General features: G+C 62.0%; 19 protein-coding genes. 10 read left to right on the top strand and 9 right to left on the bottom strand.

Going from position 1 to position 23,699, the window contains the following annotated elements; translation table 11 throughout:
* Positions 1-127 precede the first annotated feature (127 nt).
* The 3 genes from L0U80_RS26405 to L0U80_RS26395 all read left to right on the top strand — a co-directional run bounded on the left by L0U80_RS26405 (position 128) and on the right by L0U80_RS26395 (position 6,686).
* Entirely contained in the window at positions 128-4,966 is a 4,839-nt protein-coding gene (locus tag L0U80_RS26405; RefSeq protein ID WP_233872961.1) for an NAD-glutamate dehydrogenase, read from the top strand.
* A 224-nt stretch (positions 4,967-5,190) separates the two neighbouring features.
* Complete coding sequence (locus tag L0U80_RS26400; protein ID WP_233872958.1) at positions 5,191-5,883, top strand: flavin reductase family protein; 693 nt, start codon at positions 5,191-5,193, stop codon at positions 5,881-5,883.
* Positions 5,884-6,044: 161 nt separating this feature from the next.
* Entirely contained in the window at positions 6,045-6,686 is a 642-nt protein-coding gene (locus L0U80_RS26395; RefSeq protein ID WP_233873862.1) for a DsbA family oxidoreductase, read from the top strand.
* Positions 6,687-6,725: 39 nt separating this feature from the next.
* Here the strand turns inward: L0U80_RS26395 and L0U80_RS26390 are convergent, their stop codons facing one another.
* The 3 genes from L0U80_RS26390 to L0U80_RS26380 all read right to left on the bottom strand — a co-directional run bounded on the left by L0U80_RS26390 (position 6,726) and on the right by L0U80_RS26380 (position 9,747).
* On the bottom strand, positions 6,726-7,814 hold the full coding sequence (locus L0U80_RS26390; protein ID WP_233872955.1) for an HPP family protein: 1,089 nt from the start codon (positions 7,812-7,814) through the stop codon (positions 6,726-6,728).
* Between the two features lie 146 nt (positions 7,815-7,960).
* Positions 7,961-8,857, bottom strand: a complete 897-nt coding sequence (gene cynR / locus L0U80_RS26385) for a transcriptional regulator CynR (protein WP_233872952.1) — start codon at positions 8,855-8,857, stop codon at positions 7,961-7,963.
* Between the two features lie 431 nt (positions 8,858-9,288).
* Positions 9,289-9,747, bottom strand: coding sequence for a universal stress protein (locus L0U80_RS26380; RefSeq protein WP_233872949.1), 459 nt, complete (start codon positions 9,745-9,747; stop codon positions 9,289-9,291).
* A gap of 152 nt (positions 9,748-9,899) precedes the next feature.
* Here L0U80_RS26380 and L0U80_RS26375 point away from each other — a divergent pair, with 152 nt between their 5' ends.
* The 3 genes from L0U80_RS26375 to L0U80_RS26365 all read left to right on the top strand — a co-directional run bounded on the left by L0U80_RS26375 (position 9,900) and on the right by L0U80_RS26365 (position 11,742).
* Positions 9,900-10,085: a hypothetical protein gene (locus L0U80_RS26375; protein ID WP_233872946.1), complete on the top strand. Its 186-nt coding sequence runs from the start codon at positions 9,900-9,902 to the stop codon at positions 10,083-10,085.
* 156 nt (positions 10,086-10,241) lie between these two features.
* The gene (locus tag L0U80_RS26370) at positions 10,242-10,922 is read left to right on the top strand and encodes a cytochrome b/b6 domain-containing protein (RefSeq protein ID WP_233872943.1); all 681 of its coding nucleotides are present in this window, start codon (positions 10,242-10,244) and stop codon (positions 10,920-10,922) included.
* 118 nt (positions 10,923-11,040) lie between these two features.
* Entirely contained in the window at positions 11,041-11,742 is a 702-nt protein-coding gene (locus L0U80_RS26365) for an RraA family protein (protein WP_233872940.1), read from the top strand.
* A gap of 153 nt (positions 11,743-11,895) precedes the next feature.
* Here the strand turns inward: L0U80_RS26365 and L0U80_RS26360 are convergent, their stop codons facing one another.
* The 5 genes from L0U80_RS26360 to L0U80_RS26340 form a co-directional block, all read right to left on the bottom strand.
* Positions 11,896-12,558 carry an ankyrin repeat domain-containing protein gene (locus L0U80_RS26360; protein WP_373322297.1) on the bottom strand — a complete coding sequence of 221 codons (663 nt, stop codon included), beginning with the start codon at positions 12,556-12,558 and terminating at the stop codon, positions 11,896-11,898.
* Positions 12,559-12,617: 59 nt separating this feature from the next.
* Positions 12,618-13,184 (bottom strand): c-type cytochrome, encoded by a 567-nt coding sequence (locus L0U80_RS26355; protein WP_373322317.1) that lies wholly within the window; start codon positions 13,182-13,184, stop codon positions 12,618-12,620.
* A gap of 71 nt (positions 13,185-13,255) precedes the next feature.
* Entirely contained in the window at positions 13,256-14,938 is a 1,683-nt protein-coding gene (locus L0U80_RS26350; protein WP_233873853.1) for a pyrroloquinoline quinone-dependent dehydrogenase, read from the bottom strand.
* Positions 14,939-15,413: 475 nt separating this feature from the next.
* A complete protein-coding gene (locus L0U80_RS26345; RefSeq protein WP_233872937.1) occupies positions 15,414-16,475 on the bottom strand; it encodes a beta-propeller fold lactonase family protein in 1,062 nt (353 codons plus the stop codon).
* A gap of 322 nt (positions 16,476-16,797) precedes the next feature.
* Positions 16,798-18,174, bottom strand: coding sequence for an MFS transporter (locus tag L0U80_RS26340; RefSeq protein ID WP_233872934.1), 1,377 nt, complete (start codon positions 18,172-18,174; stop codon positions 16,798-16,800).
* A 548-nt stretch (positions 18,175-18,722) separates the two neighbouring features.
* On the opposite strand from L0U80_RS26340, the gene L0U80_RS26335 reads away from it, so the two are divergent.
* The 3 genes from L0U80_RS26335 (at position 18,723) to L0U80_RS26325 (ending at position 21,339) form a co-directional block, all read left to right on the top strand.
* Positions 18,723-19,547: an isocitrate lyase/PEP mutase family protein gene (locus tag L0U80_RS26335; RefSeq protein WP_233872931.1), complete on the top strand. Its 825-nt coding sequence runs from the start codon at positions 18,723-18,725 to the stop codon at positions 19,545-19,547.
* Between the two features lie 63 nt (positions 19,548-19,610).
* Positions 19,611-20,063, top strand: coding sequence for a MarR family winged helix-turn-helix transcriptional regulator (locus tag L0U80_RS26330; protein ID WP_233872928.1), 453 nt, complete (start codon positions 19,611-19,613; stop codon positions 20,061-20,063).
* Between the two features lie 13 nt (positions 20,064-20,076).
* Positions 20,077-21,339 carry an MFS transporter gene (locus tag L0U80_RS26325; RefSeq protein WP_233872925.1) on the top strand — a complete coding sequence of 421 codons (1,263 nt, stop codon included), beginning with the start codon at positions 20,077-20,079 and terminating at the stop codon, positions 21,337-21,339.
* A 12-nt stretch (positions 21,340-21,351) separates the two neighbouring features.
* Here L0U80_RS26325 and L0U80_RS26320 read toward each other — a convergent pair whose 3' ends face one another.
* Positions 21,352-21,903: an aspartate carbamoyltransferase gene (locus L0U80_RS26320; RefSeq protein ID WP_233872922.1), complete on the bottom strand. Its 552-nt coding sequence runs from the start codon at positions 21,901-21,903 to the stop codon at positions 21,352-21,354.
* Between the two features lie 42 nt (positions 21,904-21,945).
* Between L0U80_RS26320 and L0U80_RS26315 the strand changes: the two genes are divergently transcribed.
* Positions 21,946-23,661 (top strand): EAL domain-containing protein, encoded by a 1,716-nt coding sequence (locus L0U80_RS26315; RefSeq protein ID WP_233872919.1) that lies wholly within the window; start codon positions 21,946-21,948, stop codon positions 23,659-23,661.
* Positions 23,662-23,699 lie beyond the last annotated feature (38 nt).

Genomic DNA, 23,699 nt, shown 5'->3' with positions numbered 1-23,699 from the left:
CAACACGCCTGAACTAACCGCACCGAACCCCGGCACGCCTGCGTGCATCCGACACAGTCCGTTTACACATCCGGCGCATAATGACCCACTGACGATGCATTGATGGTCACCCGTCGAGGAGAACGCCATGCACGCGAAGAACGAAGAAGTCGTCGCGCACCTGCTCTCTGATGTCGTCGAATTCGCGCGTGGGCGATTGCCGGAGCCTGCCTTCCAGATCGTCGAACCCTATCTCCAGCATTACTACGATTTCGCCGACACCGACGATCTCAAGAGCCGCAGCACCGCCGACCTCTACGGCGCCGCGATGGCGCACTGGCAGACGGCGCAGCGCTTCGTGCCGGGTAGCGAGCGGCTACGCGTCTACAACCCGATCCTGGAACAGCACGGCTGGCATTCGGACCACACGATCGTCGAGATCGTCAACGACGACATGCCGTTTCTCGTCGACTCCGTGACGATAGCCGTGAACCGCCTCGGTCTCGCGCTCCATTCGGCCCTGCACCCCGTGTTCCGCATCTGGCGCGGCAAGGACGGCGGCATAAGCCGCGCGAGCGTAGGTAGTGCGAGCGCCGACGACGGCCAGTCGCAACTCGCCTCGTTCATTCACTTCGAAGTCGATCGATGCGGCGACGCACAACTTGATGCGCTGCGCGACGAGATCGCGCGCATCCTGGTCGACGTACGCGCATCGGTCGAGGACTGGCCGAAGATCCTCGACGTCGCGCGCGAGACGATCAAGATCATGAAGTCCCGTGAGAAGACCGCGGAGGACATCGAGGCGCGGGCTTTTCTGGAATGGATGGTCGCCGATCATTTCACTTTTCTCGGGCAGCGCGACTACTCGCTCGTGTCGCTCGATAATGGCTTCGGCCTGCGAGGCATGCCGGAATCTGGCCTTGGTATCCTGCGCGCCGCAATGCGTCCTCCCGGTGCGCCCGATGTCACGCCGTTGCCACGTGCCGCCGCCGACATCGTCTCTGGCGCGTGGCCGATCTTCCTCACGAAGGCCAATTCGCGCGCAACGGTTCACCGTCCCGGCTATCTGGACTACGTGGGCGTCAAGCTCGTTGGGCCCGATGGGAAAGTCACGGGCGAGCGGCGTTTTCTCGGGCTCTACACGTCGACCGCCTATACGGTGTCGACCGCGGAGATCCCGATCGTGCGGCGCAAATGCGCTAACATCGTGCACCGCGCGGGCTTTCTGCCGAAAGGCCACCATGGCAAATCGCTCGTGACGGTGCTCGAAACCTGGCCGCGCGATGAACTGTTCGACGCGGACGAAGACCAGCTTTACGACGTCGCACTCGGCGTGCTGCGTCTGCAGGAACATCAACGCACGCGGGTTTTCGTGCGACGCGACCGCTTCGACCGGTTTGCGTCGTGCCTCGTGTTCGTCTCGCGCGACAAGTACAACACCGATCTGCGCCACCGCGTCTCGCGCCTGCTCATGCAGGCCTTCAACGGCGTGTCTATCGAGTTCACGCCGCTTTTATCCGAGTCGACGATCGCGCGTATTCATTTCGTCGTGCACGCCGAACCAGGCACCATGCCCGATGTCGATACGCGCGAACTCGAAGCGCGGCTCGTTCAGGTGACGCGCCGCTGGCAAGACGATCTCGCCGATGCACTACTCGACGCGTTCGGCGAAGAACAGGGCAACCGTCTGCTGCACCGCTACGGCGACTCGTTTCCCGCGGGGTATCGCGACGACTATCCTGCACGCACCGCAGTACGCGACATTGAACTGATCGAGGGCGTACAAGGCACGCCGCGCCTCGCGATGAATCTCTACCGCCCCATCGAGGCGGCGCCGCGCGAATTCCGTTTCAAGGTGTACCACTCGGCGGAACCAATTGCGCTCTCGCGAAGTCTGCCGATGCTCGAACATCTCGGTGTGCGTGTCGACGAAGAACGACCCTATCTGATTCAGGTGCCTGAGCGTGCGCCTGCGTGGATACACGATTTCGGCCTTGAAGTGGCCGACGACACCGAATTCGACATCGAACGCGTAAAAGGTCTGTTCGAAGACGCATTCGATCAGGTCTGGAACGCAGGAATCGAAAACGACAATTTCAACCGCCTGGTACTGCGTGCGCAGCTCAGTGCGCGTGAAGTCACCATCCTGAGGGCGTATGCGAAATATCTACGGCAGGTGGGCTCGATGTTCAGCGACGCGTATATCGAACGCGCGCTCACCGGTAATCCGGCAATTGCACGGCAGTTCGTCGAACTGTTTCTCACGCGGTTCGATCCGCATGCGGGCAAGACGCGTGACGCGCAGGCCGAACGTCAGTTGACGGCGATCGAAAGCGCGCTGGACCAGGTGCCCAATCTCGACGAAGACCGCATTCTCCGGCAGTTTCTCGGTGTCATTGACGCGACAGTGCGCACGAACTATTTTCTGCGCGACGCGAACGGCCAGCCGAAATCCTCGCTGTCGTTCAAGTTCGATCCGGCGAAAGTTCCAGGCCTGCCCGAACCCAAGCCGATGTTCGAAATCTGGGTGTATTCGCCGCGCGTGGAAGGTGTACATTTGCGCGGCGGACGCGTCGCGCGCGGCGGGCTGCGCTGGTCCGACCGTCGCGAAGACTTCCGCACGGAAGTGCTCGGCCTGATGAAGGCGCAGATGGTGAAGAACGTGGTCATCGTGCCGGTCGGATCGAAAGGTGGCTTCGTCGTGAAGAACCCGCCACCGCCCTCCGACCGCGAGGCCTGGATGCGCGAGGGCATCGCGTGCTATCAGACCTTCCTGCGCGGCCTGCTCGATCTCACCGACAACCTCGTGAACAACGCTGTCGTGCCACCGCCCGACGTCGTGCGCCGCGATACCGACGATCCTTATCTCGTCGTCGCAGCCGACAAGGGCACGGCCACGTTCTCCGACTACGCGAACGCGATCTCGCAAGAATACGGCTTCTGGCTCGACGACGCGTTCGCCTCCGGCGGCTCGGTCGGCTACGACCACAAGAAGATGGCCATTACCGCGCGCGGCGCCTGGGAGTCGGTGAAACGGCACTTCCGCGAAATGGGCATCGATACACAGACAACCGACTTCACGGTGGTAGGCGTCGGCGACATGTCGGGCGACGTCTTCGGTAACGGCATGCTGCTCTCGCCGCATATCCGGCTTGTTGCGGCGTTCGATCACCGGCATGTGTTCCTCGACCCGAATCCTGATCCGGTGTCGAGCTTCGCCGAGCGCCAACGCCTCTTTGCGCTCGAGCGTTCCAGCTGGGCCGACTACGATCCCACCAAGATTTCCGCTGGAGGCGGCGTCTTTTCGCGCACGGTGAAAACGATTCAGCTTTCGCGTGAAATCCAGACCATGCTCGGCATCGACGTTCCTGCGCTGACACCGAGCGAACTGATTCGGGTCGTCCTGCTCGCCCCGGTCGATCTGCTCTACAACGGCGGCATCGGCACCTATGTGAAGGCGGCGCATGAGACCAACGCGCAGGTGGGCGACCGCGCCAACGACGCCGTGCGCGTGAACGGCGCGGACTTGCGCTGCAAGGTCGTGGGTGAAGGAGGAAACCTGGGTGTCACGCAGTTCGGGCGTATCGAATTCGCGCTGCACGGCGGCCGCATCAACACGGATGCCATCGATAACTCAGCAGGTGTGGATTGTTCGGATCACGAAGTAAATATAAAGATCCTGCTCGGACTGGTAGTCGCGGACGGCGAAATGACCGAAAAGCAGCGCAACGCACTGCTTGCCGAAATGACCGACGAAGTCGGCCTGCTCGTGCTGCGCGACAACTACTACCAGACCCAGGCGCTATCGATCGCGGGTCGTTACGCAGCACAGATGCTCGACGGCGAAGCGCGGCTGATGCGCTCGCTGGAACGCGCGGGCCGGCTGAACCGCGCGATCGAATTCCTGCCCACCGAAGAAGAGATCGCAGAGCGCCAGGCCGCGAAGCTCGGCTTCACGTCGCCGGAACGCGCCGTTCTTCTCGCCTACAGCAAGATGTGGCTATACGATGCCCTGCTCGACTCGGACATGCCAGAAGATCCGCTCGTCGCAGCGATGCTGGTCGACTACTTCCCGAAGCCGTTGCAGCAGCGCTTTAGCGAGCCGATGCGCCGCCATCCGCTGCGCCGCGAGATTCTGGCAACCCATCTGACCAACGCGCTCGTCAATCGTGTCGGTTGCGCATTCGTGCATCGCCTGATGGACGAAACCGACGCAAAGCCCGGCGATATTGTGCGCGCCTGCATCCTCGGGCGCGATGTGTTCGACCTCGACGATGTCTGGCGAGACATCGATGCGCTCGATAACCGCGTTGCCGACGATGTGCAGGCGCGCATGTTCGTCGACGTTGCGCGGCTTCTCGAACGCGCGGCGCTGTGGTTCCTTCGGCACTTGCAGTCCGGTGCGGTGGCGGACGGCGGCGTGAGCGAACTGCTCGCGCGGTGCCGCGACGCGGCGCAACGGCTCGCGCCGCAACTCCCGCAACTGCTCCATGCCGGCGATCTCGAAGCGTTGTCGGCGCGCCAGCGCGAACTGGTAGACGCCGGCGTCGATAGCGGGCTGGCCGCGCGCGTGGCGAGCGGCGAGATATCGGCGGCACTGCTCGATATCGCGGAGGTCTCGGCGGCCTGCAACCAGAAACTCGAACTCGTGGCCGCGGTGTACTTCGCGCTCGGCACGCAACTTAACTACGGCTGGATCAGCGAACGAGCGGCAACGCTTCCCACGCCCACGCATTGGGACACGATGGCACGCGCGTCTGCAATGGCCGAGGTTGCACGGCTCAAACGCGCACTGACGACGAGCGCACTCGCGCAATCACCGGAATCGTCCGAGCCCGACGCGATCGTGAGCGCCTGGTGCGTCCGGCGCGAAGCATCGCTTGCCCGCTACACGCAGTTGCTCGGCGATCTGCGCGCCACGGGCGGGGCAAGTCTGGCGGTGCTGCTCGTGGTCGTGAGAGAGTTGGCGGCACTGGAGCGGGCGTAGCTCGGGGCAGGCACGATTTCCGGATCATGTGCAAAGCGACGATCAGCACGACGGCGCGAAATTCAAGCGGGTGAAGTATTTAGCGCATCGGCCACGCGGGCAACCGACGCGACGCACATTGCTCGATCACCGAAAAGACCGAACGACAGCGCAAGAAATGGAGTGTGCCGGCTTACGAGGAGAACGACACTGGCCACTCCAGCAAGCGACTCCGAGGCCTTGAAATGCACGATTCTCACGTATTGACCGAACCCGCCATTCTTTATTTCGGCACACCAGTCGTCCTGATAGGCACCGTGGACGAACAAGGCGTGGCGAACCTCGCGCCCATTTCATCGGCGTTCTGGCTTGGGTGGCGCTGCATCATCGGCATATCAGCTTCATCGAAAACCACCGATAACCTCAAACGCACCGCAGTTTGCACGCTCAATCTTCCGTCGATCGCCGAAGTGGGCGCAGTGGACCGCATTGCGCGCACCACCGGATCGAATCCTGTTCCGGACAGAAAGCAGGCGCGCGGATACGAATTCGAAGCGGACAAGTTTGGCCGCGCAGGACTCACCGCACTCGAATCGCAGACGATAACCGCACCGCGCGTACGCGAATGCCCGATCCAGATGGAGGCGACAGTAGCCGCACGGCATGGGCTTGCGAACGACAGCGACGATCTTCGCGGAATGATCGACGTATTCGAACTGCGGATCCAACGCATTCACGCGCGCCCCGAACTCCTGATGGAGGGCCAGCCGAACCGCATCGACCCGGACAAGTGGAACCCGCTGATCATGAGTTTCCAGAAGTTCTACGGTTTATCGTCAGGACAGGTTCACGGCTCGCGGCTCGCGGATATTCCCGAGTCGGCGTATCGAAGCCCCGACGTCGACCGGGCACGCGCCACGCCGCTTCGCGCGGCGTGATGCCTGTCGTAAGGCGAGATGTATTGCGGCGAGGCGTGCATCCCGGCGATACTGGGCGTCGCCGGGAACGCCCTGCAAATTCTGGCGTTTCGCGCTAACCTGTGCGCCTGGATTGCGGCCCGCCGTGCAGGGCACGCAACGAAATTTCAATGGGGAGCGCAATGACGCAGTCACTCAAGATCGATTTTGTTTCCGATATCGCATGCCCGTGGTGTGCGATCGGCCTTTCATCGCTTCAACTCGCGCTGCAACGTCTCGGCGATTCCGTCGATGCACAGATCGTGATTCATCCGTTCGAGCTGAATCCGCAGATGCCGCCGGGCGGCGAGGCCGTGGTCGACTATATCGCCAGGAAATACGGACACACCCCCGAGCAGATTGCCGAGACGCAGTCGATGATCCGCGAGCGTGGCGCGGAAGTGGGCTTCGATTTTGGCCCGCGCACCTACATCTACAACACGTTCGATGCGCACCGTCTGTTGCACTGGGCCGGCCTCGTGGGCAGCCCGTTGCCGCTGAAGCTGGCGTTGCTGCGGGCCTACCACTCGGAGGGCAAGGACCCCAGCGATCACGGCGTACTGGTGGAAGCGGCGCGGTCGGTCGGACTCGACGGTGAAGAGGCGCGCAAGGTGCTCGACAGCGGTGCCTACGGCGATGAGGTTCGCGCGGAGGTGCAGCAATTTCAGGCAATGGGCATCAACTCAGTGCCGTCGATCATTTTCAACGAGCGCTATCTGGTAACCGGCGGGCAACCGGTGGAAGCCTTCGAAGACGCAATCCGGCAGATTCTCGCGAAGGCGTGATGACGAAGGACGCTCGCATGCCCGCGTCGGGCATTTGATTTACGCGGCGCGCGCGTCGATCCGCGCCTCGTTCGCCAGGCGTTGCAGCCAGCGGATCATGTCCGAGTGCTTGACCACGCCCACGAGCCGCTGGCCGTCGTCGAGCACCGGCACCGACGAGATTGCGTGATCGGTGAAGACATGCACGAGGCCTGCGAGCGGCGTCGCCTGATGGACGGCGTGAACACTCGCCTTCATTACCGCCTCGACAGTTTCTTCTACACGCGCGGATTCGCGCTTCAGGACAACCCGCAACCTGCGGGCGAACCGGGCGAAAAGCGATGCGGGGGCATCGGCGAGATCACCGTGCGTCACCATCCCGACGAACCGGTCCATCGCATCGACCACATGCAATGCCGGCAAGCCCTCGCGGTGGAGCAATTCGCGCGCGGCCTTTCGATGCATCGTCGACGGCACGGCCGGCACGTCAGTGCTCATCACATCCTCGCAAGTCATCGCATCGAACGAAACCACGAAGTCGTCAGCGGCTGCCTCGAATTGCGACTCGACGGTCTGCGCCTGGACTGCCGCCGACTGCGGCGCGGCATGCGCCACCGCGCGCGGGTAACGGTGGCCGGTCAACGCGTGATACAAGAGCGCAACACTTAGCAATGCGAATGACTGAAACATCACCGGCTCGATCACAAATCGCCATCCCAGCGCATGAACGCCCGGGCCGCCGAGCACGGCGGTGAGCGCAACCGCACCTGAAGGAGGATGAACGCAACGGCACGCGTACATGGCGGCGATTGCGAGCGCGACCGCCAAAGACGCAGCCGTGCCGGGGTCGGCAATCCAGTGCGCGCAGGCCACGCCGATCAACGCCGAAACGCAGTTTCCGCCGAGTATCGACCAGGGTTGCGCAAGGGGGCTCTCGAATGCCCCGAACAGCAGCACCGCCGACGCGCCCATCGGCGCGATGAGCATCGGGATGTCGCCCGCCGGGCCGAACACGAAGCGCGTAGCCAGTGCCGCGAAGGCAATCCCAAGGGTTGCACCGGTGCAACGACGGACCTGTTCGCGCCAGAGCGGCGCACCATGGTGCGGTGCGAAATTCGTGAGCCAGGCGATGATCGGAGTCGGTGACATGAACGTGGCAGCACGAGATCGTGCGATTCGTGAGGTGCTGCCAGCTTAGCGAAACGTGATAAATATCAACAATTGATATTTATGTACCTGTCCATAATGTATCGCCTATACATCTTTAAATCCGGTGCCGCATCACGCGCGGACGCTCAAGGTTGCGCGAATCCTTCGTCCGAGATGAGGCCGAACAGCACGGCCGAAAACGCCGACGCGGCCAGCGTCGTATAGGCGTTGCGCCGTGCAAGCAGTGCCACTGTCCGTTCCGGCAACGGCGGTGACACGGCCAGGCTAACGAGCCCTTCATGTTCCCGCATCACGGCAACAGGCAGGATCGACGCCAGTTCACCTTGCTTCACGAGCTTGAGCACGGTACCCAACGTGTTCGCCTGCACCATGACCGGCGGCCGGATCTGATGCGCGCGAAACCATGCGTCGGCGAACTGGCGAACGACGAAATCGGGGCTGAGCAGTGTCAACGGGATGGCGCCGAGGTCCGCAGCCGGAATGGGTTCACGCCAGCTCGCGAGCGGATGCCCCTTCGACACCACCAATGCGATGCGCTCCAGAAATAGCGGCAGCGCATGGATCTCCTCCGAGCGCACATCGGTGAAACCGATGCCGAGATCGAGTTCATCGCGTGCGAGCGCGCTCTCGATTTCTTCTTGCGATTTCGCCACGAGCTCGATCGCTACAGCCGGATGCGCCGCACGAAACCTTCGCAAAGCGGGATCGATCAGATATTCGGCGAAGGTCGGTGTGTAGGCGAGGCGCAAGAGACCGCGAGTCAGGTCGCGCACGTCGTGCAGTGCGCGGCGGCCCGCGTCGAGATGCGCGAGCGCCTGCTTCGCATGGTCGATGTACGCGCGGCCGAAATCGGTGAGACTCACCGTGCGGCCACTGCGGTCGAACAACTGCCCCCCGAGTTCACCCTCTAGCTGCCTGATCTGCTGCGATAACGCGGGCTGAGAAACATGCAGTGCCTCGGCGGCACGCGTGAAATTCTTCAGATCTGCGACGGTTAGCACGTATCGAAGCGGACGCAGCATCAAGCTCCGTTCCTCCATAAGGCTCCCTTATCACGACGATTGCAATATCGTCTTGGACACCCGCAATCGGGATGCACACAATGGAATCGTATCGATGCCGGGCGAAGACGCGGCAGGCATGCTCGCCCTTTCCTGCGTGCCACCATTCTACAAGCGGGGAAACGTATGTTTGAAGCGTTGATCATGTGCGTGCTGGCGGGTTTCGCCGGGATTTGTGGCACCTTTTTAATTGGTGTACTGCTAACGGATACGGCGATTGAACGATCGGGCCACACCGGACGATTCGCTGGGCTCGGCACCGAAGAACCGCACGTCCCCCGGACATACGCGCGCGGCCGCGTTAATGCCGCTGCGGCCAGTGCGCGGCGCGGACAATCGACGCGCCGGATGCAGTTCTGGAACGAAGGCCGGGAGCACCCGTTGTGCTTCGCTTACGCCGGCGCAGACTCCTCCTCAGGCGCGGTTACGACCAGCACGTTGCACGACACGCGATCGAGCAGCAGCCGGTCATCTCGCCCCTCCCACCAGCGGGCGAACACACCGCGCCGATGATGGCCGAGCACCACGACATCCGGCTTTAACGTATCGCAATAGCGGGCAATCTCGTCGATCGGCCGCCCGACGACGAAGTGCCCCTTCGCTACCAGCCCCATTGCGGTCAACCGCTCCACGCCCTCGCGCAGGATCTCGCGCGCTGTGTCTTCCGACGAATCGAGGGGCACGGCAAACGCAACGTCCGCCATCGCCCATTGCTGCGGCGCCGCATCGAACACTGCGAGCAAGTGCGTTTCCGCCTGGCAGTCCAGCGCGAGATGCGCGCCTTCGCGAAGCGCACGGCGCCCTTCCCGCGTGGCGTCGTAGCACAGCAAGATACGGCTGAACGTTGCCATTTCTCCCTCCGCCCTGATCTTGCCGCCTGCTGCTTGCGCAGCTAGCAGCGCATGTCGCTGATCCGTATGTCCCGATTATAGCTTTTATATCACACTGTGATATAGTTGAAACCATGGCGTCACTGCGGTCATGGTGTGATCAGGGAGGCCGAATGCTCATCAACAGTGGATTCGAGATCACGTATGTCCTCGTCGCGTTTGCGTTGCTCGGCGCGATCCTGATCGGTGCACTCTTCACCGCGATGCATCTCGAGCGGTTGCATCCAAGACTAGTGGGAGCAGCCCTCGGTGCACTACTGGGGTTCGTACTGATCGAAACGCTGCCAATGATGACCTGACGCGTTTTAGGCGTGGTTAGCGTCGACGTCCAATCGACGCGGAGCTCGCTCAAGGGCTGACCGCGCGCCGCACCAGCGTGCACGACACGACAGTGCCGATTCGCTAGACTGGTGTTTCAGAAGGGGTGGCAACAAGCGCCATCCCCTCGACAATTCATGGAACCCGATCAAGCCGCTCCAACCCGCGACCGCCCGGTGCGCGTCTGGGATTTCCCGACGAGGCTTTTTCATTGGCTGACTGTCGCGCTTGTTGCCGGCGCCTGGGCCACCGAGCGGCTCAACTGGTTGAACCTGCATGTACGGCTCGGCGAAACGCTGCTGGCACTCGTGCTGTTCCGGTTGATGTGGGGCTGGGTCGGTAGCGAAACGGCGCGCTTTCGCAGCTTCGTGGCGTCACCCGCCGCGGCGCTCCGGCATCTGCGGCATCTCCTGCGGCGCGAGCCGGATGTCCAGGTCGGCCACAATCCGGCGGGCGGCTGGAGTGTCCTGCTGCTGCTCACGTTACTGCTGGCCGAGACGTTGAGCGGCCTCTACCTCTATAACGACATCGCGGACGAAGGCCCGCTCAGCGAAATCGTTCCCGCGCCCATCGCAAACGCCATATCGGCGATCCACACTTACGGCTGGTACGTTCTGCTTGGTGCGGTTGTCCTGCACTTGTGCGCCATCGCCACCTATGCGATCGCGAAAGGGCACAACCTGTTGCTCCCGATGATCACCGGCCTCAAACGGCTGCCATCGACCATTCCGGCTCCATCTCGCGCTTCACTCTGGCTCGCTGCGCTGTTGCTGGCGTTTTCAGCAACGATCGTGGTGCTGCTTGCCACGTATCTTTAAACGCCGAGTTGCAACCACGCATTGCAACCGAAGGGCTCCTCTTTAGCGGCTTCGCCTGTCCGTTCACGCCTCGCTCGACTATTTTTCAAAGTGGTCAATCCGACGCGGAGAAAATCAAATGAACTCGCACTCCATCGTTCGCCCTTCAACTGAAATCATGACGCGCTACCAGACAATGCTTGCGTCTTACGAATCCGTCACATGCGCATTGTCCGACTGCATGGGACGCTTCGGTGCGATGTCCGTTCATCTGCGGCCGATCTTCGAGCCCGTTTCTTTCGTCGGGACCGCCGTGACGGCGAGAACGCTGGCTTCGGATCTCGCTGCGCCTTTCAAGGCGATTGACGTCAGCGAACCGGGCGATGTGGTAGTGATCGACGCGCACACGGCAGCCAGCACCGCGTTCTGGGGCGAGAACATGACCCTTTCCGCGTTGAATCGTGGCGTGGTGGCTGCAGTCATCGACGGTGCCTGCCGGGACGTCCCCGAGATACGACGTCTACGATTCCCGGTCGTGTGCCGGGGGATCGTTCCGAATGTCGCGGCCATCGCAGGATATGGCGAAGTCAATGTGACCATTCAGTGCGGCGGCGTCGCGGTGTCGCCAGGAGACATTGTGGTCGGCGACGATAACGGTGTCGTTGTAGTTCCAGTCGCCCAATGTGAGGACGTTCTGACAAGATGCGAGCAATTGCTGGAGACGGAACACGTACTGCAAGACAAGTTGCGCGCCGGCGGCACCATCGGAGAACTCATCAATGTGGATAGCGTCTTCGCTTCGACCTTCTCGTATCAGCAGCGCGCACTGAAACGCGAATAGACCCTGAGCGAAGAGGGTTCGATGGCCACCGGCATGGTGGACTCCACGCCAGACGATCCTCGCGCGGAGTCCAACATGCCGATGACCAGTCTCGACCGCGTCCGTGTACGCAAACGGAACTTGCCAGCGGCGCATCCGGCGCCAGAAAGAAACTCAATGCGAGGACAGCAGCAGCACCGCGTGACTCGAGCCCGTCTGCGCGGCGATGTCGTGCGCGGTCATCCCGCGGTTGTCGCGCATTGCAGGATCCGCGCCACGATCAAGCAGCAGCTTGATCGTGTCCGTCTGATCGTAGCCCGCTGCCCACATCAACGCGGTCAGGTCGTTCTTGTAGACGCGATTCACACCGACACCCGCGTCCAGCAGGCGCTGGACCACCGCCGTATTGCCTTTGCCTGCCGCGTACTCCATCGCGGTCTTGCCGACCCGGTCGGTGACTGCGGTATCGGCGCCATGCGCGAGCAGCAGAGCGACGATGTCGTCGTGCCCGCCGTATGCCGCGGCCATCAGCGGCGTGTCGCCAGCCACATCGGCCTGACCGATGTTGGCGCCGTGCTCGATCAGCGTGCGTGCCATGCCTGGCAAGCCGTTCTTGCACGCGATGATCAACGACGTATCGCCAATCCGGTTGCGCGAATCAACCACCGCGCCGTTCGCAAGCGCGGCCTGCACGTTCGCCTCATCGCCGCTTCTCGCCGCGGCCAGCAACTGCTGGTTCAACGCGGCATCGGCCGCGATCGCGCTGGCCGGCGAGACCACGCCGATCGCGCCCGTCATCAACACCGCCCCCGCCAACACGGCTACAGTCCGTTTCATCACGTTCACTCCCGGTCAAAGTGGCCGCGATCAGTGCACGCGGCGTTTTGTTCACGTCGTTATTGGAGATTGGAAATATAGGCAGCCAGGTTCCGAATGTCCTCGTCGGACAGCCCTTTCGTCACGCTCGTCATGTTGCCGGCGTCGTTGGTGCGACGGCGCGCGCGGAAGTCCCCCAGTTGCTTGACGATGTATTGATCGTATTGGCCCGCCACACGCGGAATCTCGTTCTGCCCGGCAAAGCCACCGAGATGACACATCGTGCAGAGTACCTCAGCCGCCTTGTTACGGCCCGCATCGATCCTCGCTTGATCAACGCTGGACGGCACAGGTACAGGCACGGGCCGCTGGGAAGAGAAATAGTCCGCCAGATCCATCATGTCCTCGCGCGAGAATGTCGACGCAATCGCAGACATGCGCGGGTCGTTGCGGCGCCCCTCCTTGAAATCGCGCAATTCGAGGTAGATATACCGCGCGGACTGTCCTGCGAGGACCGGGTAATCCGGATTCGTAGAATTACCCATCGGTCCGTGACAGTCGATGCAGAGCTGCGCCTTCGCCTGCCCTGCCGCCGCATCCGCGTGTGCGCCGAACGACCACAGGCCGGCGCACGGAAGGACATACAGCGCGAAGGACCATAGCCAGCCCGCGCGGCGATACCGGCGAGCCGACTCGACGTCATACACCCAACGCACCCTCACGGCAGAGCGAAGACAACGACAGTATTACCTCGCTTGAAGTCGAGCTGCGTGTTGCCGCCCGCGGCTACCGCGACGTATTGCTTGCCATGGTCCATGTACGACACTGCCGGTGCATTGACGCCCGCGCCGCACTGGAATTCCCAGAGCTTCTTGCCGCTGGACGCATCGAATGCGCGGAACAGGCCATTGCCCTCGCCGTTGAACACGAGGCCGCCTGCGGTCGCGAGCACACCGCCGATCAAAGGCTGATCGGTTTTGTACCCCCACGCGACCTTGCCGGTATCGACGTTCACCGCGACCAGCCTGCCCCATTGCTGTTCAGTCGGGATCGTTTTGAACGCACCACCGAGCCATAGCTTGCTGCCGCCCGGATACGCGGCCTCCTCGACCTGATACGTCATCGGCTGATGCAGGTTCGCGGCATACGCGAGACGCGTCTTCGGCGAGAACGCCATCGGCGACCATTCCACGCCGCCGTTCGCGCCCGGCAACATCCGCGCGCCCGCGGCGGTCGGCAGCGTCCACATGTTCTCCTGCGGGATCATCGCCTGCGAGAAGCGGATCAGCTTGCCGGTGCTGCGATCGTGAACATACACGTGCCCGGTCTTGCCGCCTTCGATCACGGCCGGAACCATCTTGCCCGAAGCATCGCGAACGTCGGCGAGAATCGGCGGGCTTGCTGCGTCGAGATCCCATACGTCATGCGGGACGTACTGGTAGTGCCACTTGTACTTGCCCGAATCGAGATCGATCGCAACGAGCGAATCGGTGTACAGATTGTCGCCAGGACGGACCGCGCCATACAGGTCCGGCGACGGGTTGCCGACCGCGAAAAACACCGTGTGCGTTTTACGGTCGACAGCAGGCGCCATCCACACGCCACCGCCAAGCGTCTTGTAGAAGTCGCCGCCTTTGTCCGCGAGCTGTTTCTTCTCGGCGTCGATGTCGCGCTTCAGGTCGCGGCCCGTTGCGTCCTTGGTCGCCCACACGCCTTCCTGCCCGGAATCCGGAATCGTGTAGAACGTCCACAGCAGTTTCCCGTCCGCCGCGTTGAACGCTTTGACGAACCCGCGAATCCCATACTCACCACCGTTGGTGCCGATCAGCACCTTGTCGTCGACGACCGTCGGCGCCATCGTCTCCGAGTAGCCCTGCTCCGGGTCGCCGATCTGGCTTTCCCACAGCAGCTTGCCGGATTTCGCGTCGAGCGCGACGAGCTTCGAATCGAGCGTACCCATGAACAGGCGGTCACCCGATATCGCTACGCCACGGTTGTTCGGACCGCAGCAGAAGGTCGTGACCGGCCCCATCTTGTGTTTGTAATGCCAGAACTCCTTACCATCCGCCGCGTCCACGGCATACACGTTATTGAACGACGTCGTGATGAACATGATGCCGTTCGAAACGATCGGCGCGGTTTCCATCGATTCGTTGACGGCGGTCTGCACGATGAAAGCCGGCCTCAACTTCGCGACATTCGCCGTATTGATCTGCGTGCCGGGGAAGTAGCGGGTCTGGTCGTACGAGCCGTTCGACTGAAGCCAGTCGATGGAATTGTGTGCCGCCCCGTCGAGCATCGCCTGGGTCACAGGGTGAAGCACGTCCGGCATCGGCGATGAGGTGGTCGTCGCGCTGCCTTGCACTTCACCCGCGCCTAAGGCAACGGACGCCGCAAGCATCAACGCGACGATCGGAATACAGGCGAAGAGGGTACCGCGGGAAGCATGCATGAGTGTCTCCTGTTCTTTTGCCCATGATGTTCGTCTCGCGAATGCGACGCCACCTGCCTCGCCGGCAGCGTCGAATGCGGGATGGCACAACCCTGTCGGATGCGCTCCGAGCAGAGCGCGCACGATTGCAGACCTTGGAATATCGACCTGGTTGGTAAAACGGTTGAATCAGGACCCGCAGCCGCCCAGCGCGGTCAAACCGTGGAGGCGGACCTTTTAAGCGTAGGCCACACCGCACTGATTTTCCAGACGGTATTGCGTGATTGTGAACGTTGTGTCTACTGGTGCAGCGGCTTCAGCGGCAACGCAACGCATCATAGTGTGCGGTACCGAACGCAATTCGACACCGACGGCAGCCGAGGCTCCTGAACCCGAAGGCGAGCGCAGCCATCACACTCCGGTTGGAGTGCGTCCACGCCGCCACTCAACGCGATTCGATCGACCCCACGCTGCTCGGCCAGGTGACGATGCCCCATGCGAGCGGCAAATCGCCAATCTGCTGAAGCGTTTCATAAGTCTGTGCGTCGATCACATAGACGGCGTTCGAGCGGCCGCACGCGAGCAACAGGCGCGCGCCATCCGGCGTGAAGCTGAAATGCCAGCAACGCTTCCCGACCGGCACATCGGCAAGGTGTGCGTAGTTGTGCGCATCGAACACCTGCAGTGTCGCGTCACGAGCGGCGGCGACGAACAGGCGCTTGCCGGCCGGATCGAACGCAACGCCATAGGGCCCGAGCTTCGTGTCAACGGTATTCAATACGTGGAAGTCGTGCGCGTCGAGCACGACGAACCGGTTCGAAGATTCGAGCGTCACCACGTACTGGCTGCCGTCCGGCGACGCCTTGATGCCGCGCGGACGTCCACCCGCGGGGAGCGTCACCGTCCGCAGCGGCGCGCCCGTTTGCGCGTCGTACACCGAGAGCGTGTCGTCGCCTTCATTGGTCACGAGCATCGTATTGCCATCGCGCGAAAACTCGACACCTTCCGTTTCGTGCCCGCTCTTCACAGAGCGGATCACGCGCCAGGTTTTCTCGTCGATGACCGCGATTTCCGCGGGCAGGGCATTGTCGTCGTCGTCCGCGCCCTGCTTCCCGCCATCCTGACCGGGTTCATAGGTCACGTAGGCGTACCCGTTGTGCACGCGCACATATTCAGGGTTCTTGCCGATTTTCACGCGCTCTACGACCTTGCCGGTCTGCGTGTCGATTACGGCGAGATCGCCTGTATTTTTGTTGGCCAGCAAAAGCCGGGTGCCGTCCGCGTTCAAACTCAGTCCGCGCGGGCCATCGGCGCCAACAGGGAAGGTCTTCGCGAGGCTCATCTGATTCAGATCGATCACGCCGACGCCCGCTGTCTCGCTCGTCACGTAGGCAGTCGGCGTGGCGGCATGCGCGCCGGACGCGGCCAGTGCGAATGCCGCTGCAATTACAGCTGCAGGCGCGATCGACTTCACCGGCTTCCTGATGGGCAAGTGTGTCGCCAGCATGTTGGTCTCCGTTCCGGATTCGCGTTTTAGATCGGATTTTTCGTCGGCACGCGCTGCGCCTCAATGAAAATAGTTCATTGTGCCGATTAATGCCAGCGGCACGCAGAGTCAGATGTGCAGCGCAGCACGATGCACTGCAGTGCTTTGGCGGGCATCGGGATTGTCAACGGGTTGCACTGCGGGATCGGCGCGGCGGACATTCATGCGCCGCCGCGCCAGGACACGGTTTATCAGGGCTTATCCGGATGCCTTTATCGTCATGCTGATGCGTTTCCACATTAGCCGCCGGATGCGTCGGTCTGTGCTATCGCAACGAGACCGATCATGCAGGCCGGGACGCATGCCGACTTTCGCCGAATGCATGTGCCTCGTCGTACTCCTGCGAAATGTCCTTGTTCGTATAGTCGCCCATACGCCAGGCGGCAAAAAAGCTGATCACCGCACACAACAGGATATACGCGGCAATTGCATAGCCGGACCGGTAGTAGGCATAGAGCGCAGTCGCGATCAACGGTGCGGGTCCGCCAGCGATTACGGAAGCCAGTTGATAGCCGAGCGACGCTCCGCTGTATCGCATCCGCCCCGTAAACGACTCGGCGATAAAAGCAGCCTGCGGACCATACACCATGGCATGCGGTACCAGCGAAAGCATGACTGCCGCGAAAATCCACACAGGATGCCGGGTGTCCATCATGGCGAAATAGAGGAAGCCGACCACACCGACGCAAGTTACGCCGATCATGTACATCCGCTTACGCCCGATCAGGTCGGACATGTGCCCAAAGAACGGGATCGTAAAGAACTCCACCACTGCAGCCGCCAGCACGGCCAGTAGCAGAAGGTCGCGCGATACGCCGAGCGTCGTGACGCCATAGGTGAACACGAAGGCAGTGAAAATGTAGAACGGCGCCTGCTCTGCCATGCGGACGAACGCCGAAAGAAGAATGTCTTTCGGCTGGCGGCGTATCACCTCGAGCATCGGTGTCTTTTCGATCTTGCGCTCGGCAAGCAGCTTCGCGAAGACCGGTGTCTCGAGAATATTCAACCGGATGTAAAGCCCGATTGCGACGAGGACGATGCTGAGAACGAACGGCACGCGCCATCCCCAGGTCAGAAAATTGCCACCGGATAGCTCGCTCGTCGCGAGCACCGCAAGGTTCGCAAGGAACAGCCCCGCCGGTACGCCGAACTGCGGCCAGGAAGCGACGAAACCTCGATGCTTGTTGGTCCGCGCCCATTCCATCGACATCAACACTGAACCACCCCACTCGCCGCCGACACCGACACCCTGGATGAAGCGCAGCACGGTGAGCAGGACGGCACCCCAAATCCCGATCGTCGCGTACGCTGGGACGAAAGCCACAGCAAACGTGGCGAGGCCCATCAATAGCAGCGTCACGATCAGCGTGGCCTTGCGGCCGACACGATCGCCATAGTGGCCGAAAATAGCGGCGCCGACCGGTCGCGCAACAAAGCCGACGGCGTAGATCAGAAAGGCCTGCAGCGTTCCAACGAGCGGGTCTGATGCGGGGAAGAACAACTTCGCGAAGACGAGGCCCGTCACGATGCTGTAGAGAAAGAAGTCGTACCATTCGATCGTCGTGCCGATCGTGCTGGCAATTACCGCGCGACGCAATTGGCGTTGGGCTTCTTCCTCCGACATGGGAGCCGCTCTGGCTCCTGATAGGTCGGCAGTCATTTCGCACCTCCAGAACAAGGGCGATACGTTTATCGGCAAATCTACGGGCGAGCGCCTCCAGCGATGCACGAACGTGTGTCGCATTGTCGGTGTGATGATCTCGCCGGAACAAGCGGAAGCGATTTTTTACTTGCTCTCCGCCATGAGCCCGATCTGGCAATCGAGCGAAAGTTGATATCGTTCGGTCCTTTGTGTCTCCTTATATTGTGTTATGAATAAGAAGGGATACCAGATGTTTTCTAGCATACGCCTCTGCTGATTCGTGTTGTTATCACGATGCGTCCATTCGGAATTTCTTCCGACAATGCAATTTACCGACGGCACGCAATCACCACTCACGACACTTATTCAGGTATGCATTGGAAATGGTCGCAGCACGGACGACGCGCTTTTCTCAGCAATCTTCCGTTGTGCGTTCGGCAGCAATTTGCGTACCGTGATTTTCACTGCACCGCACAATCACTGATCAACGACGAAAAACAGATTCCGCGTTTAACCTGTGAACGGCCCTCACCTTCGCACGTCCCTACTCCACAAGGAGCCGCCCCATGCCGCAAACCACTGCCGAAAAACGCGCGGCGTTCCGCGCGCTTCACGATTCCGGTTGTTTCATGCTTCCCAATCCATGGGACGCTGGCAGCGCCCGCTATCTGCAGGGCCTCGGCTTCAAGGCACTCGCCACCACCAGCGCGGGTTTCGCGTGGTCTACGGGCCACGCCGACAACGCAGTCACCCGCGACTCGGTTCTCGCCCATTTGCGCGCCATCGTGAATGCGACGGATCTGCCAGTGAACGCCGACTTCGAAAATGGCTTCGGCGCGGACCCTGAAGCGCTTGCGCAAAGCGTGGGCCTGGCGGTCGAAACGGGCATTGCGGGCCTCTCTGTCGAGGACTCGACCGGCGACAAGTCGGCGCCGCTGTTCCCGATCGAAGTCGCGGTCGAACGAATCAAGGCCGCCCGGCGCGCGATCGACGCACACGGTAGCGACACCCTCCTCGTCGCGCGCGCGGAGAATTTTTTCGCGGGCAAGCCCGATCTCGACGACGCAATCCGGCGACTCGTCGCCTACTCGGACGCAGGCGCCGATTGCCTTTACGCCCCGGGCATCCAGACGCGCGAGCAGATTTCGGCGGTCGTGGCCGCCGTCGCACCGAAGCCGGTCAACGTGCTCGTGGGTTGGGTATCGACACTGACACTCGCGGATCTCGCGGCACTCGGCGTGCGGCGCGTGAGCGTGGGCGGTGCTTTGGCGCGTGCCGCGTGGGGCGGGTTCATGCGCGCGGCCCAGTCGCTGGCCGAAGGGCGATTCGACGGCTTTGAGGGCGCCGCAGCAGGCGCGACGATCAACGAGCTTTTCAGCGCCGGCCGATAGAAGCGTGCCGTAACTGTGAAGTAAAACTTTGAAGTTAAACTTCACTTCTTCTACAATGCGGCCATGACCCGCCGCAACGCATCAAACGAAGCCGACCTTTCCGCCCAGCTCGCCAGCGAGATCCGGGCCCTGATGGGCAAGATCCGACGCCGCCTGCGAGAGCAAGCGAACCCCGGCGAGTTCACGCCATCACAAATCGCGGTGCTCGTACGCCTCGAACGCGAGGGATCGGGCACCGTATCGAGCCTCGCGCGCGCCGAGGGCATGCGTCCGCAATCGATGGGCGCGGTGATTGCACAGCTCGACGGCGCCGGCCTGCTGAGCGGCGCACCCGATCCCGACGACGGTCGCCAGACCCTCTGGTCGCTCACCGATGCGTGCGCCAAGTGGTTGCGAGAAGGCCGGGCGAAACGCCAGGACTGGCTCTCGCGCACGATCGAGGCACGGCTCGACGAGGACGAACAGCGTGAACTCGCGGCTGCGCTGGACCTGCTCCAGCGACTCGTGGACGACTGACACAGGACCCCGCATGAGCACATCGTCGGCCGGTGTCTTTCGTTCGCTGCGCAGCTTCAACTACCGTGTATGGGCGACCGGCGCGCTCGTGTCGAACATCGGCACGTGGATGCAGCGCACGGCGCAGGACTGGCTCGTCCTCACGGGGCTCACGCATCACAGTGCGGCTGCGGTGGGCATCGTCATGGGGCTGCAGTTCGGTCCGCAGTTGCTGTTCCTGCCGTGGTCCGGCTACGCCGCCGATCATTTCAACCAGCGCAAGCTGCTCATGGCCACGCAGGCAACGCTCGGTGCGCTCGCGCTCGTGCTCGGCGTGCTGACCGTCACCGGGGTCGTGCAGTTGTGGCACGTCTACGTGTTCGCGTTCCTGTTCGGCTGCACGGCAGCATTCGATGCGCCGGTGCGCCAGACCTTCGTCTCCGAACTGGTCGCGGACGGCGACTTGTCCAATGCCGTCGCCCTCAACTCCACTTCGTTCAACGCGGCGCGCATGGTCGGCCCTGCTGTGGCGGGCATCGTGATTGCATCGGTCGGCGTGGGGTGGGCGTTCCTGCTCAATGGCATTTCGTTCGTCGCCGTGCTGATCTCACTCACACGCCTTCGCACGCAGGAACTCCGTGTGCGCGAGCGCGCCCATCCCGCGCGCGGCAACATGACGGCGGGCCTTCGCTACGTGTGGTCGCGTCCCGACCTCAAGGCGATCGTCATCATGCTCGCGCTGATCGGCACATTCGGCCTGAACTTTCCGATCTTCATTTCGACGATGGCCGTGCGCGTCTTTCACACCGATGCCAGCGGCTACGGCCTGCTCTCCTCGCTGATGGCGGTCGGCACCGTGACCGGTGCGCTCTTCGGCGCGCGGCGCAGCATGCCTCGCTTCAGCTCGCTCCTCACGGGCTCGATTGTGTTCGGCACGGGCTGCGCGCTTGCAGCAGTCGCACCCGGTTACGCGTGGTTCGGCGCGGCGCTCGTGATCATCGGCATCGCGGCGCTGACACTCACGACGACGACCAACAGCCTCATGCAGCTCTCGACCGAGCCTGCAATGCGCGGACGCGTACTGGCGATCCGGCTCGGGGTGGCGCTCGGCGGCACGCCCATCGGCGCGCCGATCGTCGGCTGGGTCGCCGATCATTGCGGCCCGCGCTGGGCGCTGGTCGTGGGCGCCGCTTCGGGATTCGCCGCGGCGTTCGTGGCCATCCGCGCGATGCGGCGCGATGCACATCTTCACACCGGTGAACTGCCGGGTACCGAAGGCAAGCGCGACGTCGCGTGACATGCGCGCGACCTATTCCGTCGTCGCGGTATCCGTCGGGTGGTGGTGCATCGGCATGCCAGGCTCGTGCTCCATCATCGCATCGTGGCCGTGATCGGATAACTGGGCATCGAACCACGCGTGCAGTGCAGCGACAAGGCGAGGCTCATCCGTGCGATAGACGATTTCACCTCCATCGGGCAAGTCGCGGTAACCGATCTTCAGTTCGCCCGGCTGTGCGTTACGCAGCGTGGCCAATCCTGGCATGTCTTTGCCGTGGATCTGCTCCGGGGCCTCGAAATCGCCCGTTGAGAATTGCCCGGCGATTGCGGCCAGATGCCCGCGAATCAGCGCGACCTGCTTCGGGTCGTGACGCTTCGTGACGACTTGCTGGACTCCGCCATCGTCCGTCTTCGTAAAGATGTGAGTGGTCGCCGCAAGGGAGAAAGGCATCACACCCGCTCCGCGTTGCGCAACGTCCTTTTGGTGTCCCGTGACTTCGGCAATTGCCGATGACGAAAAAACGGCGGCGCCGAGCAGAACGGCAGTCGATACAGCAATCACATTGGCTGAACGACGTCTCATCGACTACTCCATATCGCTGTCTGAGGACAGATTGTTATCGCGTTGAAAACAGCGCGCGCGGGGCTATTCTATAGTCGCCTATTCGGGTGCGGACATCTGAGGCGTGCCGCTCGCACGCGCTCAAGCGCTCGTTCGTTCCCAAACTTTCGACGCTTGGGGTACGAAATGATTAAGCGCTTAACGCTAATTTCGGCTTCGATAGCCCTTGGGTGTCTCGCGACTATCGTCCCGGTGCTCACCAGCCTCTATGTCGCAAACAAGGACGTTGAACGACGTGACCGGGAGGAGCTTCGGGATTTCGCCAGCAAGGCGATGATGCGTGCTGAGCTTGTCACGTTCCAGGCGTTTGGCGCCCTCTCCGATCTGGATCGGGAACCAGGCGTGCCTTGCTCACCGTCGAATCTCGAGCAGGCTGCACGCGTCATATACAACTACCGGTACGTCCAGGATGCGGGCGCATACGCAGATGGGCAGTATCTTTGTTCTCCGCTTCTTGGCGACGTGCGCAAAAAGGACCTCGCGCTGCCGCCGCCCGACTACCGCAGCAACGACGGGTTTCTCGTCTGGTTCCGCCAGAAGAGTCCATTAAGCGACGTACGCAAGGACCTGCTGATCGGTCGCAATGGGCACTATGTTTCCATCGATCCGGCGTCCTACGTGGACCTGATTGACCCATCCCGACGTCCTATCGCGACGATCCAGACGACAACAGGAACAGTCATGGCCGTCTCGGCCGGCGCAGACGAGGACGACATGCTCAACGCCTGGAAGCATGGCGGTAACGTGAAGAGCACGGACTGGAACTATGCGGTTGCCTTGTCTTCGAGCCGGCCGCTTGCCATAGTGGTGAAATCGCCTCGCAGCAGCGTCACGGGCGACTGGCCAAAGCTGCTTGCTGCGTGGCTTACTATCGGTGTCGTCTCGGGTGCCGCGCTTGGCTGGCTGGCGTACAGGCGGATCACCCGGCAACTCTCATTTGCTTCAACGCTCGAATGGGCTATATCGCGACGCAAAATTGAGGTCGTCTATCAACCCATCGTTCGGCTCGCTGACAACGAATGTGCGGGCGTGGAAGCGCTGGTGCGCTGGACACTGCATGGCCGCGCTATCTCACCTGAAGTATTTGTACGGGTCGCGGAGGAAAACCAACTCATTCAGCCTTTAACCGATCTCGTGCTCGAGAAGACCCTCGCACAACTCGGCAATTTGCTGTCCGCGAATCCAACGTTTTATGTCTCGATCAACGTGAGCGGCGACGATCTGTGCACTTTCCGCTTCCTGAATCTGCTCACGTCATCGCTGAAGGGAACCGGCATTGCGGCCAGACAGATACGAATCGAGGCCACAGAGCGCAGCTTCATGAACGCAGATGCGACGCGCGGCGTTATTGCCGCGTTCAGGGCGGCAGGTCATCCGATCTATATCGACGATTTCGGAACGGGCTACTCAAGCCTGTCGTATCTGCAGACTTTTGAGATTGACGTTCTGAAGATCGACAAATCGTTCGTCGACACGATTGCGCAGGATACGGCATCGAGTGTCGTCGCGCCTCACATCATCTCGATGGCGCATGAACTGAATCTGGAAATCGTCGCCGAGGGTGTGGAGTCGGGGTTGCAGATAACGTGGCTCCGCGAGAAAGGCGTGCAGTATGCGCAGGGTTGGTACTACGCGAAGGCAATGTCGGCACGTGATCTTGCTACATGGATTGGCCGGCAACGCGAGCAGAGCCACGCGGACAGTCTGCCGTCGATTTAACCCGCTGCGAGAATCGCGGCCTCCCCCGGAACAAGAAG

Origin of the sequence: Paraburkholderia adhaesiva (assembly GCF_021390575.1) — a bacterium.
GTDB classification, from domain to species: domain Bacteria; phylum Pseudomonadota; class Gammaproteobacteria; order Burkholderiales; family Burkholderiaceae; genus Paraburkholderia; species Paraburkholderia adhaesiva.
The sequence above is the reverse complement of the archived record's forward strand: the minus strand, read 5'-3'. Positions and strand labels throughout refer to the sequence as shown.